The organism is Bacillus sp. S2(2019), assembly GCF_005144805.1.
Lineage (GTDB): Bacteria > Bacillota > Bacilli > Bacillales > Bacillaceae > Bacillus > Bacillus altitudinis.
Map to the genome: position 1 here is coordinate 293697 of NZ_SWFL01000004.1, position 18294 is coordinate 311990.

Annotated in this window: 20 protein-coding genes; 12 read left to right on the forward strand and 8 right to left on the reverse strand. The window is 43.4% G+C overall.

Translation table 11 applies throughout. From position 1 onward, the window contains the following. Window positions 1–21: 21 nt before the first annotated feature. Both FBF75_RS16060 and FBF75_RS16065 read right to left on the reverse strand, forming a co-directional pair. Entirely contained in the window at window positions 22–636 is a 615-nt protein-coding gene (locus tag FBF75_RS16060; protein ID WP_136944928.1) for a YcnI family copper-binding membrane protein, read from the reverse strand. 16 nt (window positions 637–652) lie between these two features. Beyond that, window positions 653–2287, reverse strand: a complete 1635-nt coding sequence (locus FBF75_RS16065; RefSeq protein ID WP_136944929.1) for a copper resistance CopC/CopD family protein — start codon at window positions 2285–2287, stop codon at window positions 653–655. A gap of 504 nt (window positions 2288–2791) precedes the next feature. Here FBF75_RS16065 and FBF75_RS16070 point away from each other — a divergent pair. The 4 genes from FBF75_RS16070 (at window position 2792) to FBF75_RS16085 (ending at window position 7932) form a co-directional block, all read left to right on the forward strand. Continuing rightward, on the forward strand, window positions 2792–4234 hold the full coding sequence (locus FBF75_RS16070) for a PTS mannitol transporter subunit IIBC (protein ID WP_046342665.1): 1443 nt from the start codon (window positions 2792–2794) through the stop codon (window positions 4232–4234). A gap of 95 nt (window positions 4235–4329) precedes the next feature. Next, on the forward strand, window positions 4330–4764 hold the full coding sequence (locus tag FBF75_RS16075) for a PTS mannitol transporter subunit IIA (protein WP_019743148.1): 435 nt from the start codon (window positions 4330–4332) through the stop codon (window positions 4762–4764). A gap of 1 nt (window position 4765) precedes the next feature. Next, window positions 4766–5887 (forward strand): mannitol-1-phosphate 5-dehydrogenase, encoded by a 1122-nt coding sequence (locus tag FBF75_RS16080; protein ID WP_136944930.1) that lies wholly within the window; start codon window positions 4766–4768, stop codon window positions 5885–5887. A 296-nt stretch (window positions 5888–6183) separates the two neighbouring features. Continuing rightward, entirely contained in the window at window positions 6184–7932 is a 1749-nt protein-coding gene (locus tag FBF75_RS16085) for a methyl-accepting chemotaxis protein (protein ID WP_136944931.1), read from the forward strand. A gap of 45 nt (window positions 7933–7977) precedes the next feature. On the opposite strand, the gene FBF75_RS16090 is transcribed toward FBF75_RS16085, so the two are convergent. The 3 genes from FBF75_RS16090 to FBF75_RS16100 are packed head-to-tail and all read right to left on the reverse strand — an operon-like array spanning window position 7978 to window position 10256. Then, a complete protein-coding gene (locus FBF75_RS16090; RefSeq protein WP_136944932.1) occupies window positions 7978–8844 on the reverse strand; it encodes an RnfABCDGE type electron transport complex subunit D in 867 nt (288 codons plus the stop codon). Then, window positions 8802–9779: an FAD:protein FMN transferase gene (locus tag FBF75_RS16095; RefSeq protein ID WP_052320635.1), complete on the reverse strand. Its 978-nt coding sequence runs from the start codon at window positions 9777–9779 to the stop codon at window positions 8802–8804. Before FBF75_RS16095 ends, FBF75_RS16090 begins: the two co-directional genes overlap by 43 nt. A gap of 15 nt (window positions 9780–9794) precedes the next feature. After that, window positions 9795–10256, reverse strand: coding sequence for an FMN-binding protein (locus FBF75_RS16100; RefSeq protein ID WP_057078487.1), 462 nt, complete (start codon window positions 10254–10256; stop codon window positions 9795–9797). A 350-nt stretch (window positions 10257–10606) separates the two neighbouring features. Between FBF75_RS16100 and FBF75_RS16105 the strand changes: the two genes are divergently transcribed. Beyond that, window positions 10607–10999, forward strand: coding sequence for a RidA family protein (locus FBF75_RS16105; RefSeq protein WP_057078484.1), 393 nt, complete (start codon window positions 10607–10609; stop codon window positions 10997–10999). 243 nt (window positions 11000–11242) lie between these two features. On the opposite strand, the gene FBF75_RS16110 is transcribed toward FBF75_RS16105, so the two are convergent. Genes FBF75_RS16110 through FBF75_RS16120 form a run of 3 tightly spaced genes read right to left on the reverse strand, consistent with a single transcriptional unit; the run spans window position 11243 to window position 12213 of the window. After that, complete coding sequence (locus tag FBF75_RS16110) at window positions 11243–11485, reverse strand: DUF2651 family protein (RefSeq protein WP_136944933.1); 243 nt, start codon at window positions 11483–11485, stop codon at window positions 11243–11245. A gap of 31 nt (window positions 11486–11516) precedes the next feature. After that, on the reverse strand, window positions 11517–11810 hold the full coding sequence (locus tag FBF75_RS16115) for a DUF5316 family protein (protein WP_017358499.1): 294 nt from the start codon (window positions 11808–11810) through the stop codon (window positions 11517–11519). A 25-nt stretch (window positions 11811–11835) separates the two neighbouring features. Next, complete coding sequence (locus tag FBF75_RS16120) at window positions 11836–12213, reverse strand: VOC family protein (RefSeq protein ID WP_025206763.1); 378 nt, start codon at window positions 12211–12213, stop codon at window positions 11836–11838. Window positions 12214–12397: 184 nt separating this feature from the next. Here FBF75_RS16120 and FBF75_RS16125 point away from each other — a divergent pair, with 184 nt between their 5' ends. The 7 genes from FBF75_RS16125 to FBF75_RS16155 all read left to right on the forward strand — a co-directional run bounded on the left by FBF75_RS16125 (window position 12398) and on the right by FBF75_RS16155 (window position 18282). Further along, a complete protein-coding gene (locus FBF75_RS16125; protein ID WP_017366629.1) occupies window positions 12398–12664 on the forward strand; it encodes an excalibur calcium-binding domain-containing protein in 267 nt (88 codons plus the stop codon). Between the two features lie 102 nt (window positions 12665–12766). Then, window positions 12767–13546 (forward strand): Cof-type HAD-IIB family hydrolase, encoded by a 780-nt coding sequence (locus FBF75_RS16130; RefSeq protein WP_409222519.1) that lies wholly within the window; start codon window positions 12767–12769, stop codon window positions 13544–13546. 172 nt (window positions 13547–13718) lie between these two features. Continuing rightward, window positions 13719–14477: a LamB/YcsF family protein gene (locus tag FBF75_RS16135; protein WP_007498099.1), complete on the forward strand. Its 759-nt coding sequence runs from the start codon at window positions 13719–13721 to the stop codon at window positions 14475–14477. A 24-nt stretch (window positions 14478–14501) separates the two neighbouring features. Then, window positions 14502–15719, forward strand: a complete 1218-nt coding sequence (locus tag FBF75_RS16140; protein WP_007498097.1) for an NRAMP family divalent metal transporter — start codon at window positions 14502–14504, stop codon at window positions 15717–15719. Between the two features lie 4 nt (window positions 15720–15723). Beyond that, window positions 15724–16515, forward strand: a complete 792-nt coding sequence (locus tag FBF75_RS16145; RefSeq protein WP_136944935.1) for a putative hydro-lyase — start codon at window positions 15724–15726, stop codon at window positions 16513–16515. A 19-nt stretch (window positions 16516–16534) separates the two neighbouring features. After that, the gene (gene pxpB, locus FBF75_RS16150; RefSeq protein ID WP_050826965.1) at window positions 16535–17281 is read left to right on the forward strand and encodes a 5-oxoprolinase subunit PxpB; all 747 of its coding nucleotides are present in this window, start codon (window positions 16535–16537) and stop codon (window positions 17279–17281) included. Beyond that, window positions 17278–18282 carry a 5-oxoprolinase subunit C family protein gene (locus FBF75_RS16155; protein WP_136944936.1) on the forward strand — a complete coding sequence of 335 codons (1005 nt, stop codon included), beginning with the start codon at window positions 17278–17280 and terminating at the stop codon, window positions 18280–18282. The genes pxpB and FBF75_RS16155 overlap by 4 nt, the downstream gene beginning before the upstream one ends. The last annotated feature ends 12 nt before the right edge of the window (window positions 18283–18294 follow it).

An 18294-nucleotide genomic window follows, 5' to 3' on the forward strand; every position in this document is an offset into this window, starting at 1 on the left:
AAACGATCGCTCATGTAAGGCTTATTTCTTTCTAAAAGTAAGTCCAAGTGCAATTAATGCCACAACTAAGGCTGCAATGGACAGACCAAGAACAAGTGGTGAAGAAGAAGAAGAGGCTGTTTCAGATGCCTTTTCTTCTTTTGGTTTTTCTTGACCATGTGAATCCGTTACGGTATTAGACGCAACAATGTTTGTGATCGAATGAGGCTTATCAGCGTCCTTGTCGCCAGTCCATTCAACTACTGTTCCATCCTTGTAATATTGATAGGCATCCCATGCCGCTTCGCCGGCTTTTTCAGGGTTTTTTGCGACAAACACGAATTGCTGGAACTGGCCAGCAAGGACACCATCGCCAGTTGCTTCCCAAGTGACTCTTGTGACTTTTCCGTTTTTCTCTTCAGTTGTTGTTTTCCAGCCAGGCACTGGCTCGTATTGCTGGAATTCTACGCCTTTAGGCATCGTGATGACAACCTTTGTTGTCGGACTGTCGCTTTCAGAAGGTACTTTTAACGTATAGGTTTCCCAAGCATTCGTTGCAGATGTATCAGGTTTGACTGTCACGTGTGCACTCACAGGAATCGCCAGTAAAAATGAAGCGAGAAGCATTGGTAATAAAGCTTTAACGTATTTTTTCATATGATATGAACTCCTTTTAGTTTCTTCTAATGAATGTCGTATCGATGTTGTCAAAAGAACCAGTTAATGCATGAATCTCAATTTTCCAAGTGCCTTTTTCATTTAGTAAGAGGTTTTCAGCCGAGAAGTGTCCATTCTTTAATCGTTTCAGCTGAAATTCGTTTGGCGTTTCATCACCGAACAAGGAGACTTTGTGGATCTTAGCTGTCACTGATTGAATGTCTGTGATCGTTTGTCCATCCTTCTTCGTAAATGCCACCTCGAACGTGTTTTTACCTGGAGCATTCGGGGTAATGCTCAAAGACACAAGGTCACGATGCTCCACCTGATTGGCTCCAAAGAATGGCTCTGGTGCAGGCGGCGGAGGGCTTGGGATATTGGTGAATACGGCTGTTAATAGTAAAATAGCGATCCCAATGATCCACTCTGCTCGTAAAGATACGTTTCGTTTCTGCTTCTTTTCCCATCTCAGCATCAAATAATGGACGAGCCCAAGTAGACCCATGATGATAAATAAACCAAGTTTGATTAAGAAGGTGCGTCCATAGGCTGATTGGAAAAGGGCATCAAATGATTGCAGGATAAAAATCGCATTCACAAACCCAGAAAACACAATCAGTCCAACTGAGAGCAGTGCCCACGGATGAAAAGCTGTCAGGGTGCTGCGTATGAGCGGCTGATCTTCATTCGGCAGTTTCTTCATCAAAAGAAGGACAATGGCTGTTAAGCCGCCGACCCAAATAGATGCAGAAACGAGATGAATGAAATCGAGTGACGTTGTCAGTATTTTATTATCTGTAGCGGCTGGATGACCGATTTGTGCTTTCAGCCAAAGAAGCACGATGAAAATGAGCAGTGGAAACAGCCATACCCGGAAGGAAGTGAAGTTTCCTTTTTTCATCGCCACAATTGTCCAGATCGTCAGTAGAACAAATGACGCCATTAGCATCATCCACAGACTCCCGCCCGAAGTCGACGCAATGGTTTCTTGTAAAAGCGATGGTTGAAATGCCCCTAAAAAGGACACGTCTGCTGCTGATTTTGTTTGAATCGGTAGCTGGAACAAGAGTGCTCCGCCCATCATGATCAGTGAAACAGTCAAAAGTCGCTTCATTCGCCGGGCTAAAACGTCGGTTATGGCCGCTTTAAACCATAGAAGCCCAAATAAAATGGTTCCAAGAAATAAGCTAAATGACGTATACAGAAAGGCTTTGTCAATGGTTGAAGCCATATCGATGGATTCACTTGATTGTCCTTGATCTAATTGATCAAATCCTCCATCCGCTTTTCCGATACTAAACGGAATCATGCCAGACACAGAGTGCCCATCGGCTGATACCGCATTCCACTGAATGGTGTAAATGCCTTTAGGTAAATTCTTTTTTAAAGCTGCTTCCATGATCTTTTGCTCTTTGATGACCGTATCTCCTTGATCCACACGATCCCCTTTTGCATTGAACACCTTAATGGCATGAAATCCACTTTCGATTCCTTCACTAAAGGTGATCGAGACTGCAGGAGGCTGCTGATCCAGCTCTTCATTTGCTACTGGATTTGAGCTCACCACATATGCATGAGCAAATGCTTCTTTTGGAATGAAAAATGAGAACATGAAGAGAAGCAGCAGAAGCCACTTACTATATTTCAACAATGTGAATAACCGCCTTTCTACCTATGAAAATGTCTCATGTATCAGAAAGAAAGCGGCAGTAAACTGTGAGTCACAGAAAAAACCGCTCTTTCTATTGTACCGCCCACTCTAAAAGGTAAACGAAACAAATAGCAAGATGGTTCACTTTTTCTGTGTCATGTCATGTCTGCGCAGACGTTTCTTGAATGTTTGATCAATATAAGCCTATTCGATTTAAGTAGAGGAAACAAGAAGTGACGATTTGAAAGTTGTGAAATTCCAATGAATTTTCGAGAAAATGCCGGCTGATTCACCTTTTCAGCCACTATCTTCTATGATCTGAAAGAGAATTCACATCATTTTTCAATTTTGTCACACACTAAGTGACAAAGTGACATTTAGTTTCAATTGAAGGGAAAGTGAAAGCGTTTTACGATAGGTATAAGGGCTTCACTGACTCTTGTTCTTATATCTTTTGACCTATAAAGCCCGAAATAAAGGGAGAGAAGAAAGGGGTTTTCACAGATGCAGGAAAAAAGCGGATTCCGCGTGAAAGTACAGCGCTTTGGAAGCTATTTAAGCGGCATGATTATGCCGAATATTGGTGCATTTATTGCATGGGGACTCATTACAGCTTTGTTCATTCCAAGTGGTTATCTTCCGAATGAGCAATTAGCTACACTCGTTGGACCGATGATTAACTACTTACTGCCGCTCTTAATTGGTTACACAGGCGGTAAACTCGTCTATGACCATCGAGGCGGAGTGCTCGGTGCTACAGCTACGATTGGGGTCATTGTTGGCTCAGACATTCCAATGTTTTTAGGTGCCATGATCATGGGGCCGCTGGGCGGTTATCTTATTAAGAAAATCGACCAGCTGTTCAAAGACCGAATCAAATCTGGCTTTGAAATGCTTGTGAATAACTTTACGGCAGGTATCCTCGGTGCCATTCTTGTTGCCATTGCATTCTATGCTATCGGCCCAGTGGTACTAGGTCTGAATAAAGCCCTTGCGGCAGGTGTAGATATCATTGTCAATGCTCATTTACTACCGCTGGCAAGTATCTTCATTGAACCTGCAAAAGTATTATTCTTAAACAACGCGATTAACCAAGGTATTTTAGGGCCGTTAGGGGTCGAGCAAGCAGCGAAGACAGGGCAGTCTGTTCTGTTCTTGCTTGAAACAAACCCAGGGCCAGGCTTAGGTGTTCTTCTTGCGTATATGTTCTTTGGAAGAGGAAATGCGAAACAGTCTGCACCAGGTGCCATTGTCATTCAGTTCTTAGGAGGAATCCATGAAATTTACTTCCCGTACATCTTAATGAAACCAAAACTTATTTTGGCTGTCATTGCAGGGGGAGCAAGTGGTGTCCTGACGTTCACATTATTAAATGCAGGATTAAAAGCTGTGCCGTCACCAGGAAGTATTATTGCGCTTATGCTGATGTCTCCAAAAGGCGGTCACCTTGCCGTTTTAGCAGGTGTTGTCGTAGCAGCTATCGTATCGTTCCTTGTCGCATCGGTCATTTTGAAAGCATCTAAAGAAGTTGACGAAGATTTAACAGCAGCAACAGAAAAGATGCAGGACATGAAAGGCAAGAAAAGTGCAGCAGCCGCTGCTCTTACAGCACAAAATGAAAATGCTGAAGCTAATGAGCAAGCAGCATCTCCAAGTGATGTCAATCCAGATGAAGTGAATAAAATCATCTTTGCCTGCGATGCAGGGATGGGTTCAAGTGCAATGGGTGCGTCCATTCTGAAAAACAAAGTGAAAAAGGCAGAGCTTGATATCGATGTGACAAACACATCGATCAGCAACATCCCAGACGATGCGGATGTGGTCTTTACTCATAAAGATTTAACAGACAGAGCAAAGGCAAAGCTGCCAGGCGCTGTGCATATCTCAGTGGATAATTTCTTAAACAGCCCGAAATATGATGAGCTGATTGAGAAATTGAAAAAATAACATGACGAAACGGGTTGAGTCCAATTTTTCCAAATTGAACTCCCCGTTTTGGTTGTTTTCCTGATTTTTATTCTAAAAAAGGTGTGTGATCATGTATGAAACAAGTACTTTCTAAAGACAATATTTTTCTAAACGAACAAGCAGGTTCTAAAGAAGAAGCCATCAAAAAAGCAGGCGAAGTCCTCGTAGCAAACGGCTATGTCACAAGTGATTATGTCGACAAAATGTTTGAAAGAGAAGAGATCTCTTCTACATTTATGGGGAACGGCATTGCAATCCCTCATGGAACAGAGGATGCGAAAGCGGCTGTCCTTCATTCAGGGATTTCGATTATCCAAATTCCAGATGGTGTTGAATATGGTGAAGGAAATGTGGCGAAAGTCGTCTTTGGGATTGCTGGAAAAAACAACGAGCATCTTGATATTCTTTCTCAAATTGCGATTGTCTGTTCAGAAGAAGAAAATGTAGAACGGATCATTCATGCAAAGGATCAGGATGAACTGATCGCCATCTTTAATGAGGTGAACTAATATGAAGGCACTTCATTTTGGAGCAGGGAATATCGGCAGAGGGTTTATCGGATCTTTGTTAAAGACATCAGGCTTTGAGCTTGTCTTTACCGATGTGAATGAAGCGGTCATCCATGAGCTGAATGAAAGAGGAGAATACACGGTTGAACTCGCAGCACCAGGGCAGAAGCAAGAAATCGTCGGGCCCGTATCAGCGATCAATTCTTCGCAAAATCCAGCAGCATTAACAGAGGCGATTGCCACAGCCAATTTGATTACAACAGCTGTTGGACCAGCCGTATTGAAGATCATTGCCTCATCGATTGCTGAAGGATTAAAACAAAAAAAGCCGGACCATATCATCAACATCGTGGCATGTGAAAATATGATTGGGGGAAGTGCTCATTTAAAAGAAGCGGTGTTCTCTCATTTAACAGCAGATGAGCAAGCAGCGATATCACAAACCGTGGGCTTTCCAAACGCTGCGGTTGACCGCATTGTTCCGATTCAGCACCATGAGGACATTCTCAAAGTGTCGGTTGAACCATTTTTCGAGTGGGTCATTGATGAGACGGGCTTTATTGGAGATGTTCCTCAAATTGACGGAGCGACCTTTGTCCAAGATTTGACGCCGTATATTGAACGGAAGCTTTTCACCGTCAATACAGGACATGCACTAGCGGCTTATGTCGGGTATCAGAAAGGCGTAAAAACCATTAAAGAAGCTGTTGATACACCAGACATTCGTCAAGTGGTCGAAGGTGCCCTTCATGAAACGGGCAGTTATTTAATTGACGCATATGGCTTCCGAAAAGAAGAACATGATGCGTACATTCAAAAAATCATCAAACGATTTGAAAATGCTTTTATTTCCGATGAAGTGACTCGTGTCGCACGCTCTCCTCTTAGAAAGCTGGGAGCAGATGACCGTTTAATCGGTCCAGCGAAAAAGATCAAGCAGCCAGTGTACTTAATCAAAGGGATCGCTGCAGCTTTGGCTTACGACTTTGCAGAAGACGAAGAAGCGGTTCGCTTGCAGGCATTAAGGAAAGAAAAAGGCATTGAAGGTGTGCTTCAAGAGGTATGTGGACTCAAACCTGAAGACGATCTCTATCAAGCCATCCTCAAAGAAATCGAGCGATAATCAAAAAGTCCCTTTCTAACGTGAAAGGGATTTTCAGCGTATAGACAAACCCTCGCATTCGGTGTCAGTCCTGTGTGCCGGTGCTCACGAATCTCTCATTCGCTCCGCTCCCATACTCGTCCTTCCTAGTCTGCAAAGGTTTTCTATCACGCTGAAAAGAAGACAAAGGGCTAAAATCAATTTTAGCCCTTTGTCAACAATCTGAGATCCCTTTCTAACGTGAAAGGGATTTTTTCTATGACTTTTTTAATACTTTCCCCTGCATGACGATATATGTAGTAAGGGGGAATTAGAACATGAAAAAGAAAGCGTTTGCTTCAAGGAGTGTCTTTTTTCAATTGATGTCAGCCATTATCGTTATTACAATTCTAACAGGCGGACTTGTAGGAACAACGGGGTATTTTTTAGCGAAAAATGTATTAATTGATGCGGGGAAAGAAGATTTAAAACACATCGTAAATGGGGCGATGGCTACTCTTGAACAATTGAACGACCGTGTGGAGAAAAAAGAACTGACGCTTGAACAGGCGCAGGAACAAGCCCGTATATACTTGAGCGGGCCGAAGAATGACAACGGCAAAGGGTATCAATTTCAAAAATCAGATTTCATCTATAAAAATAAAGGCTACCTTGTCGCATATGGAGCCGATTATTCATCACAGGTTCATCCGGTTAACGACATCGGCGTCATCCCAGATAACACGACAAATCGTCAAAAAATGGTCGCTGGCGCCACAGCAAAAGGCGAGGATGCACACTATATCACCTATATGGATAAAGACGATGCCACGGGGGAAGAAAAGCAAAAACTCGCTTATATGAACCAGTTTACACCGTGGAATTGGAGTATAGGAATCGCTGTATTTCAGGATGAATTTTATAAAGAACTAGAGCAGATGAAGCTCTATATTATTCTCATTACAGCAGGTGTCGCTCTTTTAAGTATGGGTGTCTTTTATTTGGCAGCCCGAGGAAAAGTAAGACTGCTCAAGCAAGTCACGGCTGCTTCAAAAGAAATTGCGGCGGGCAATCTTGAACGCACCAGCTTAAAAGAAACCTCGGATGAAATTGGGCAGTTGGCAAAAGGCTTTAATCATATGTCAGGAGAGCTTAGAGCACTTGTGAGCGGTTTGCAGGAAACGAGCAGCCAGCTCGTCGAATCTGCGACAGATCTATCCGCCATCTCTGAAGAAACATCCGCTAGCAGTGAAGAAATTGGCAGAGCGATTGGAGACATCTCAACAGGGACTCTTCATCAGGCATCAGACCTTGAGGTAGCCAATCAACAAATGACTCAGTTCAATCAATCCATTGAAAACGTCAAAGAACAAAGCGACCAGATCAAACGAATTTCAGACCAGTCGAACCAATCTTCCCAGCAGGGTCAGCAAATTGTCCAGCAATTAAAACAATCAAATGAGCAATCCATTCAGGCATCTCAAGGCATTCGATCAGGGATTGAGCAGTTAAGTACAAAAGTACAAGATATTTCTCAAATCACAGATACCATTGAAAGCATTTCAAACGAAACGAACTTACTGGCCCTGAATGCGAGCATTGAAGCAGCTCGTGCAGGAGAGCATGGCAAAGGATTCTCGGTTGTGGCGAGTGAAGTGCGGAATTTAGCTGAACAGACAAAGCAATCAGCTGTTCAAATCCAGCAGATGATTCAAGGCATTAAAGAAGAAACGACGGCTACAGCTGGCATGATGTCCAAAACAATGGATCGTTTTGCCGAGCTTGATGAAGCGGTTCATGCAACAGAACAAGAATTCAATTCCATCTCTACATCGATTTCACAAACCATCGTTGAAACGAATGCGATGGCAAAAGAGCTGAATACATTACTGGAACAAAACGACCTCATCACAAAAGCGATGCATGGTGCAGCGCATATTTCTCAAGAAAATGCCGCAGCGATTGAAGAAATCACTGCATCTACAGACGAACAAGTCACCGCCATCTCCAATGTGGCGAAGGCAGCAGAAAGGCTCAATGAGCTAAGCATGCGATTGAATCAAGATATTGCACGTTATCGTTTATAATGTATGGTCAAACGGACGTCGAAAAGTCGATGTCCGTTTTTTTATTTAGACGACTTTCGTCCTTATTGCCAGTCGCTTTTGATTTGTTTGGTACGTTCGATAGGCTTTCCAAGCATTGGCACATAAAAGCCCTGTGAGTAAGTAGGATAAGCTGTTAAATAAATAGAAGTCCACACATGAAACGACAGCACAGAGGATACCAAAGATGATTTGATCACGATTCTTTGCTGGTGAAGTAGGTGGATCAGTCAACATAAAGAATGCAAGGAACAAGACGGCATTTAAGTAGGGCGTCATAAAAGCAGATGAAGCATCCGTTAGGCCGATGAATCCCAATATGAGGTGAATGAGTCCGTATGCGGCTAGAAAGGCGAAAACTTGCGGGAACTTTTGTACGCGGCTTGTCACCAAATAACCGCCGACCACCACAAGGAATAGGGTCCACCAAGGTAGAAGAGACATACCGCCCCACCAGCTTTGATTGGAAGAAAATAAAATGACTGAGAGCCATAAACCAAACGCAGCTGGATTCAAAATCGGCTTCTTTTGATAAGTGATGACATGCTTAGATAAAATGGCTACTGCGGCTGTGAAAGTAGATACAGCAAAAGAAGTGGCTGGACTGAGAACAATGCCAATAATCAGCCCTGTGAGCAGAGCTCCATCAGGGAATGTGTGTTTATGACGTTTTCGAATCACTCTTGTAATAAAAGTGTCAAGAATCAGTGCTGTCCCAATGCTGGTGGCAACTGTAGTGAGACCACTAAGAAATCCAGTGTGCAGACTGCCGGCGGCTAGAAGAACCAAAAGAATGGCAATGACATACCGTTTCGGCGTCCGAATGTAGGTTTTTAGTGAAGGCGATGATTTCAAAAATGTTTGGTCTGTGGTTGGTGCTGGCTGTAATTCCATAATGGAACCTCCTTCATCTCCGGTGTTAGGGTCATATCAGCATCTTGATCCACCATCACGGCAGGTATTTCATGTTCGGCTAAAAAAGAATAACCTCCTTCTCTACCTAATAAAAAAGCAGCTGTAGAGAGACTATCTGCGAGCATACCGAGTGGTGCAATGACGGTACAGCTTAACAAACTTTGTTCAGACTGTTTCGTTTGAGGGAGAATCAAATGGTGCGTATGAGGATCATTACGGCTGATCCGTTCATAGCTTCCAGATGTACAAATCGCACAATTAGTCGTTTGAATGACCGAGATGTTGGTCTGTTTGTGAATGGGATGCCGAATCCCAATTGTCCACTCTTCTTGTTGTTCGTTAAATCCAGATACCAACACATCCCCACCAGCATTCATCATAAAGCCTTCCCATGCTTCAAGCTCTTTTGCGGCAAGATCGCACGCAAATCCCTTTGCAATAGAACCGAAATCCAAAATAAGCGGTTTGTTCAAATAAATCGTCCGATTCGTCTCGTTTAACTGGACGTCACGGTAATGAACGGCTGTATGTGGTACGTCATCTGATGAAAAAGTTTGTCCTGTCGTGTATAACCGATTGAATCCTTTTTGTTCCATGACTTTCCCGATGGTTGGATCATACTTTCCATTTGTTAATTCAGCTAACTCTAACGCATAGGCTGTTAAATCGAAAAGCATTTCACTGACTAATACCTCTTGATTTGAGCGATTGGCTAACTTCATGACTTCCGAATCAGAGCGAAAACGGCTAAACCGATGTTCGATATCGTAAAAAATGGAAAAAGCGCGATTGATGTCTTCTAAAACAGCTCGTCGATCTTCTTCATAGGCAACCACTTGAATATTGATAACAGTTCCCATAGCCAGCATGGATTTTTGATAAGTCATCAGTTTTTGTTGTCCTAACCATTTCATCATGGTGTCTCCTCTCTATGCCTTTGCCTGCTCTAAAGCCTGAGCAACAGCTGTTTCAAAATCTTGAGTACTTAATGTTGCGCCGCTCACCGTATCTACATCAGCACTTTGTCTGATGACCACTTCATTGGGTAATGATGAAATGGAGCTTTGCCCGTATCTAGTGTTATCACTCGTAATCTCGACAGAAGTGATATTTCCTTGTTTGATGGTAACAGATACACTAATAGAGCCAATCTCATTTGATCCAGTACCAGAGAAAGTACCATCCGTGAGTTCAGTTTCTGAAGTGGTATCTTCTGTTTGAGTGGCGGTAGTATCTGATGTGAGAGATGTATTATTAGAAGCGTCTGTTTGTGTATTTGATTGTGCTGTTTGAACGGCTTGCGCGTGATGGGTAGTTGCATAACCAGTGATGTATAAGCTGCTGATAGCTGCGGTGCAAAGACTAATCATTTTCTTATTTATTTTTGCCATGATGTATCCTACCTCCTATTACGATCTACTATATAGAAGAAATTTGAACAAACCATGAACAAGAAAAGAACGATTTTAGATAATAGGCAATAAGAATCGAGATATTGCACGTTATCGTTTATCATTTATTTTTGACTGTGGTTCATTTATCAGGTAGGATGAAATGAATCTAAACCTTGCTCACGCAATCAAAAAGGAGTGTTTCGTCCATGAAAAAGAAAATATTGATGTTCTTACCTTGTGGCTACGGATACTCCACTGCTGTTTTCTTTTAGGATAGACAAAAATTGGTGAAGTCTGTCTACAGGAAGAAAAACACGCAGAAAAATCATAGTGAGTGAGGGATTTACATGGAGAAAATTACGAGAAAAAATCCAGAAAGTATGCCGAAACCCGTTGGCAACTACAGTCATATCACAAGGGTGCCAAAGGGTGCGGGGTTATTTGTGACATCAGGTCAAGTAGGGACAGGAGCGGATGGACAGATCCCATCAAGCTTAAACGACCAAGTCACCAATACGTTTGAAAATATAAAGAGAATCCTTGCATCAGAAGGGTTGAATGAAGAACACGTCATCAAAGTCAATATTTGGGCAACAGAAGAAATTGATTGGGATCATCTATACCCACAGTGGGATGCAATCTTCAAAACGGCATATCCATCAATGACCGTTGCCTATGTGACTGCATTAGGGTGGAAAGAGCTGAAAATCGAAATAGAGCTATGGTGTGCCGATATTTAATCAAAAAAAGAACAGTGCAAACTGTTCTTTCAGCGTGTAGCCAAACCCTCGCATTCTTTGTCAGTCCTGCGTGCTGGTGCTCACGAATGTCAAATTCGCTCCGCTCCAGTACTCGTCCTTCCTAGACTGCAAAGGTTTTCTATCACGCTGAAAAGAAGACAAAGGGCTAAAATAAAGAATCATTTTAGCCCTTTGTCAACAATCTGAAAGAACAGTGCAAACTGTTCTTTTTTTGATGAGTATTTATGAAACAGCTTGGAATCGCTTTGTAATGAACGCACCGAGAAATGCACAGACTGTGTAGACGATGACCCAAATGAGAAAGGTTTTATTTCCACCAATAGAGGTGAACATCAGAATCACACTCGCTACCAGCACAATCAAGGTGGGAAACCAAATGTTCTTTAAAAACAATGTACCGAAAATACCAATCAGCACAGAGATCATAGGTAAACCAAATACAACGAATAAGACAAAAACAGCCATGTTAATTACTCCTTTGAATCAAATCAACTATTTACATAAAAACATATAACAGTGCTGCACCCATATGCGGAAGGGCAAAGATGATGAAAAGAAAAGCCGTATCAAGACGAAACATCCGGTGTTCTTTTGTTTCAGAGTGATAGGCCGCTCGTGCCTCTTCCCCGTTGGTCCATGCACCCATAAGAAATCCAGATGCAACGAACGCAATAATAGAGATTCCACCACTGACAAACCCAATCCATTCATGGTGCTGTAATATGAGCGCCGCACTGCAAATCAACAGCATGGAGCAAACACCAGCAAAAAAAGCATGTTTCTTTCTCATTATGCTTCACTCCTTCAGACAGCTATTAGGAGACCGCATCACATATTTCAATGAAATGTCCATCAGGATCAGACACATAACTAACCGTTTGTCCCCACGGCTTCTTGGCAGGTTCCTTGATGACAGGTACTCCTTTTTCCTTCAAGGCCGCAATGGTTTCATTCACATCATCCACAACAAAGCCAATCTCAAACGTTTGTGACGAGCTAACTGCCTCTGGAACAGGCAGACCAAGTGCCTCTTTCACATCTTGGCGTGAATTAATCGATAAGGTCACTTCTCCTGTATCAAACTCAACATAGGATTCAACCCTCAATTTAATCGGGAAACCGAGGATATGATGGTAGAACTGAATACTTGCTTCAACATCGTTTACATATAGAATGGTATATTTCATTTTCATATGGAAAGCTCCTCTCTTCATATACGTGTCAAAACCGGAAAGGTTTCCCACTCATTTTAACATATAGGTCATAAGAATTATTAAATTCCAAAAAAACCAATATTTTCACCTCAATCGTCTTGAAAAACAAAATGTGGTGACATATGATAAAAATGTAAAATGAGAAATAATAGGGGGGACTTACATGTTAAAAAAAATCATGGTCGCTGTCTTGTCTTTCGGTCTTTTACTTAGCTTTACACAAGTTGACACTCACACAGCGGATGCAAAAACAGTCAAGTACAAAAACTGCAAAGCACTCAACAAAGTGTATAAAGGCGGCGTAGCAAAAAGCAAAAATACGAAAAACAAAGGTGGAAAAACGAAGTACAAGCCTTATGTATCAAAAGCACTTTACTTAAAAAATAAACACCTTGACCGTGATAAAGACGGCATCGCATGTGAACGTTAAGAAGAAGAAAAAGACCTGTCACAAGGTCTTTTTTCTTTGGGATCAAACTCGTCCCTTTGTGCCATCTTCATCTTTATATTAAAATAAAGATAGATTCAAAAAATGATACAAAGTGGGGTACTCAATTTGTCAACACAAGCTGATAAGAAAGACATCCAATTGATTGCCATTGATATGGATGGCACGCTGTTAAATAGTGAGCACGTCATTCCTGAGGAAAATAAACAAGCCATTAAAGAAGCAGAAGCCAAAGGGGTCCATGTGGTGATTAGTACAGGACGTACGCTGATGACATGCCGAGAGCTGGTCGAGCCGCTGAAACTCTCTTCCTATCTTGTCACAGCGAACGGAAGTGAAATTTGGGATTCAAACTTCCAGTTGATTGAACGGGAACTGCTGCATCCCGATCACGTTCAGATGATGTGGGATCTAAAAAACAGATACGAGACCGATTACTGGGCATCTACTGTGGATAAGGTGTGGAGAGGGGAATTCCCTGAACGCATTCATGACCACGAATGGTTGAAATTTGGTTTTGATATTCATGACGATGCTGTTCGTGAGGAAGTCCTCCATACATTGAAAACAAATGGACAGCTAGAAATCACGAATTCCAGTCCAACCAATATCGAAGTCAATGCAGCAGGCATTAACAAAGCGGCAGCTCTTGCAAAAGTCGCAGAACGCATTGGCTGTACAATGGACAACGTCATGTCACTTGGCGACAGTCTGAATGATATGGCGATGATTCAAGAAGCCGGATTAGGCATTGCAATGGGCAATGCACAAGAAGTTGTGAAAGAAGCGGCTGATTGGATTACGGCTCCTAATACAGAGCACGGGGTAGCAAAAGCCATCCAACATTGGGTGCTGTCTAAATAAATGAGTAGAAAAAGTGAGAGGACATGACCTCTCACTTTTTTGTTTTCTCCTAGTTCTATTGTTATATTTTCTGACAATTTCATGTGCAGTCTATCCAAAGTTGGTATAATCAATATAAATTCGAATATTCGGACTTTCTATTCCGCAATTCGGAACGACAAGGAGGGGTTCTATGTATCAAGTGGATATTAACTGTGATTTGGGAGAAAGTTTTGGTCAATACACCATCGGTTCAGATGAACAAATTCTTGAATATGTCACCTCAGCCAATATTGCATGCGGTTTTCATGCGGGAGATCCAACTGTGATGAGAAAGACGGTTAAAATGGCACTGGATAAAGGGGTTCAAATTGGTGCACATCCAGGTCTGCAAGATTTAGTCGGTTTTGGTAGACGTCCAATCGCGATCTCAGCAGAGGAAGCCTATGATCTTGTGATCTATCAAATTGGTGCACTATCAGCCTTTCTGAAAGCAGAAGGCGGTATGATGCAGCACGTCAAACCACATGGCGCCCTTTACAACATGGCGGCTAAAAATACTGAATTATCTGAATCAATCGCGAAGGCTGTGTATGATATTGATCCTAACCTTGTGTTATTTGCGCTGTCAGGCAGTGAACTTGCGTCAGCAGGGGAAAGAATCGGTCTTCAAGTGGCACATGAAGTTTTTTCTGATCGGACGTATCAACCAGACGGGACACTGACATCACGCCGTGAACCTCATGCACTTATTGAAGAGGATGAAAGGGCAGTTCAGCAGGTCATCCGTATGGTAAGAGAGGGGAAAGTGCGGACAGTGCAAGGGGAAGATGTTCAGCTCAAAGCAGATACGGTGTGTATCCACGGGGATGGCAGTCACGCGCTTCAATTTGCAAAAACCATTACAGCGAAGCTAAAAGAAGCCACTATTCAGCTCAAGGCCTTTCGATAAATCGTCATCAAAGGGGGAAACAGCATGAAAAGAGAGAAAGCCAAACAGATGAAAGCTCCAAAAGGGAACCGTTCTATGCTGATGGGCGCAGCCTTTTTAATGGCAACGTCCGCCATTGGACCGGGATTTTTAACACAAACAACAGTGTTCACACAGCAGCTCGCAGCTAGCTTTGGGTTTGTCATTTTGATTTCCATTTTGCTAGACATTTTTGCGCAAACAAATGTATGGCGTATCATTGCCGTCTCGGAAAAAAGAGGACAGGACATTGCCAATATGGTTCTGCCGGGTCTTGGATATGTGTTAGCCTGTTTGATTGTCATTGGGGGGCTTGCCTTTAATATTGGAAATATCGCCGGTGCGGGTCTCGGTTTTCAGGTCATATTCGGCGTCGATCCCCGCATAGGGGCTGGGGTCAGTGCAGTCATTGCCATTCTCATTTTTGTCATCAAAGAGGCAGGAAAAGCGATGGACCGATTCACACAAATCGCTGGTTTTGTCATGATTGGTCTGATGCTGTATGTGGCTATTTCCACAGCACCGCCAGTTGGAGAAGCTGTCATGAGAACTTTCGTGCCAGAGAAAATTGACATGTTATCGATTGTGACACTTGTCGGCGGGACAGTTGGTGGCTATATCGTTTTTGCTGGTGGTCATCGTCTGCTGGATGCTGGCATTAAGGGGAAGGAAGCATTGCCCCAAGTGACGAAAAGTTCCATTTTCGGTATTTTGATCACATCCGTAATGCGTGTGGCTTTATTTTTAGCCGTTCTAGGAGTTGTCTCAAAAGGATTACAGATTGATCCGTCGAACCCGCCTGCGTCTGTTTTTCAATTAGCATCTGGAAATGTGGGATATAAAATGTTTGGCATCATTATGTGGGCTGCCGCCATTACCTCAGTCATTGGAGCAGCATACACCTCCGTTTCCTTCTTTAAAACCTTCTCACCAAAAATCGAGAAAAATCAACGAGGCATTATCGTTGGATTCATTGCGCTCTCGACCATTTGTTTTATCACGATTGGAAGACCTGTGAACATATTGATTTTGGTTGGGGCCATCAATGCATTGATCTTGCCGCTTGCACTCGGAACATTGCTGATTGCTGCCTATAAAAAAGAAATTGTCGGTGATTATCGCCATCCATTCTTTTTGACAGCAACAGGTGCGTTTGTTGTTGTCATCATGGCAATCATGGGCGGATATACCATCATGAATGAAATTCCAAAACTATGGAGCTGATCACATGAAAGCATATCAAACCTATAAGCCGTCACAAATAAGGGAATTGATTCGTAAGCAGAAGATCACAGGACCAACGGCTGGCTTTGCTGAGGGATTTGCGCAAGCCAACTTAATGATCGTCAAAAAAGAGCTGGCCTTCGATTTTCTTTTATTTTGTCAGCGGAATCCGGCTTCGTGCCCTTTGCTTGATGTGCTCGACCCAGGTGATCCAGTGCCAAGGCGTTCAGCACCTGATGCGGATATTCGAACGGATTTCCCTAAATATCGTGTTTACAAAAAAGGGGTTCTTCAAGAAGAGGTAACAGATATTTCTTCCTATTGGGAGGATGATATGGTGGGCTTTCTCATCGGATGCAGCTTTACGTTTGAGCATGCACTGATGCTGAATGACATTCCTGTCCGCCATATTGAAGACGGTCATAATGTACCAATGTATCAAACGAACATTCCATGTGAAAGGGCAGGTGTATTCCATGGTCCGATGGTTGTCAGTATGAGGCCGATCCCAGCGCATCAAGTCACAAGAAGTGTTCAGGTGACGTCTAGATTCCCATCGGTACATGGCGGTCCTATCCATATAGGTGATCCAGCTGTGATTGGCATTGAACATGTAGATCAGCCAGACTTTGGAGAACCATCTGTGATCAAAGAAGGGGAAGTCCCGGTGTTTTGGGCATGTGGTGTGACGCCGCAAGCCATCGTCATGCACACTAAGCCGGATATTGCGATCACCCATGCACCCGGTCATATGTTTATCACAGATGTAAGAGATCAAAAGCTCGGTGTCCTGTAGAAAGAGAGGTGTCATAAGAGTGGCATTTTCAACGATAAAAGATACGATCACGTTCCACCCGCTAGGAGACGCAGCCATTGTCATCCAAGCCGGGACTGACATAAGTGAAGACATTCATGAGCGTGTGAAGCAGCTGTTTTCATGTATTGAACAGCATCCATTTGACGGATATGTGGAAGCTGTTCAAGCTTTTACAAACGTGACCGTCTTTTATGAGCCCTATAAGGTGTATCAATCTGCTCAGCTTAAGCAACGTGCGATCTCTCCGTATGAATGGGTCAAAGACTATATTGAAAACCTCCTTGAAGACAACTGGCAGGAGGGGAATCAGGCAAAGCGCCGGATCGTCGACATTCCTGTATGTTATGGAGGAGAGCTCGGTCCTGACTTAGAAGAAGTCGCCCGTATCAATGGTTTGACGCCTGAAGAAGTTGTACGTATTCACACATCCGGGACGTATCTTGTCTATATGATTGGGTTTGCTCCTGGGTTCCCGTTTTTAGGCGGACTTTCTGAAAAAATTGCAGCTCCGCGTAGAGAAACACCAAGAATGTCGATTCCGAAAGGGTCTGTGGGTATTGCGGGGAAGCAGACAGGGGTTTATCCGATATCTACACCCGGAGGCTGGCAGCTCATTGGACAAACCCCGTTGTCCTTATTTCGGCCGAATGCTGAGAGACCTAGTCTACTAAAGGCAGGGGACGAGGTTCGATTTGTTCAACTGTCTGAAAAGGAATTTTTCAGCATGAAGGAGGAAGATCGTTGAGTATTCATGTCATCAAGCCAGGAATGTTCACCACCATTCAAGATAAAGGGAGAATAGGCTATCAGAAGTACGGTGTTTTAACGAGCGGCGGCATGGACCAAATCTCGCTCCGAATCGCCAACATCCTCACTGGGAATCAAGAAAACGAAGCGGTGCTGGAAATCACATTAATGGGGCCCGGTCCAGTGTTGACATGTCAGAAGGATCAGCTGATCGCCGTGACCGGTGCTGATGTGGAGGTTGAGATTGACGGGGAACAAGTGCCTCTATGGAAACCGCTCTTCATTCGAGCAGGAAGCACGATCACCTTTGGCCCTTGTAAGAGGGGATGCCGCTCCTACCTCGCTGTAGCCGGTGGATTTGATGTTGAGCCGGTGATGAAAAGTAAAAGTACGTACGTCAGAGCGAAGATAGGCGGGATAGAAGGGCGTCCGCTAGAAAAAGGAGACGTCCTGCCGATTGGAGAACCGTCACCACTGGCGGTGAGCCTCGTTCACATGTTAAAAAGCAAAGGGGAACGTGCGCCAGAATGGACAGTCAATCATGCTCATTTTTTGCCTCTCGGGAAATCACCAGTCATTCGGGTGCTGGCAGGCAGACATCTATCTCATTTTCAGGAAGAATCGCAGCAAGCTTTTTTCGAACGGTCTTATCAGGTCACTCCCCAATCTGATCGTATGGGATGCAGATTGAAAGGGGAACCGATACGTTTAAAGCAAAAGCTTGAATTGATTTCAGAAGCGGTTGCTTTTGGCTCTATTCAAATTCCTCCTGACGGCCAGCCGATTATTCTGCTCGCAGATCGCCAAACGACAGGTGGATATCCCCGTATTGGTGAGGTGGCAACAGTCGATTTGCCGCTCATTGCGCAGGCGATGCCTGGAGCGAATCTCACGTTTCAACAAATTGACCGCCAAGAAGCAGAGCAAGCCTTATTCACACAAGAAGCAGAAATGAAGGACCTGACGGCAAGATTAAAACTCGAAGCATTTTCGTTTTAGAAAAGGTGAGAA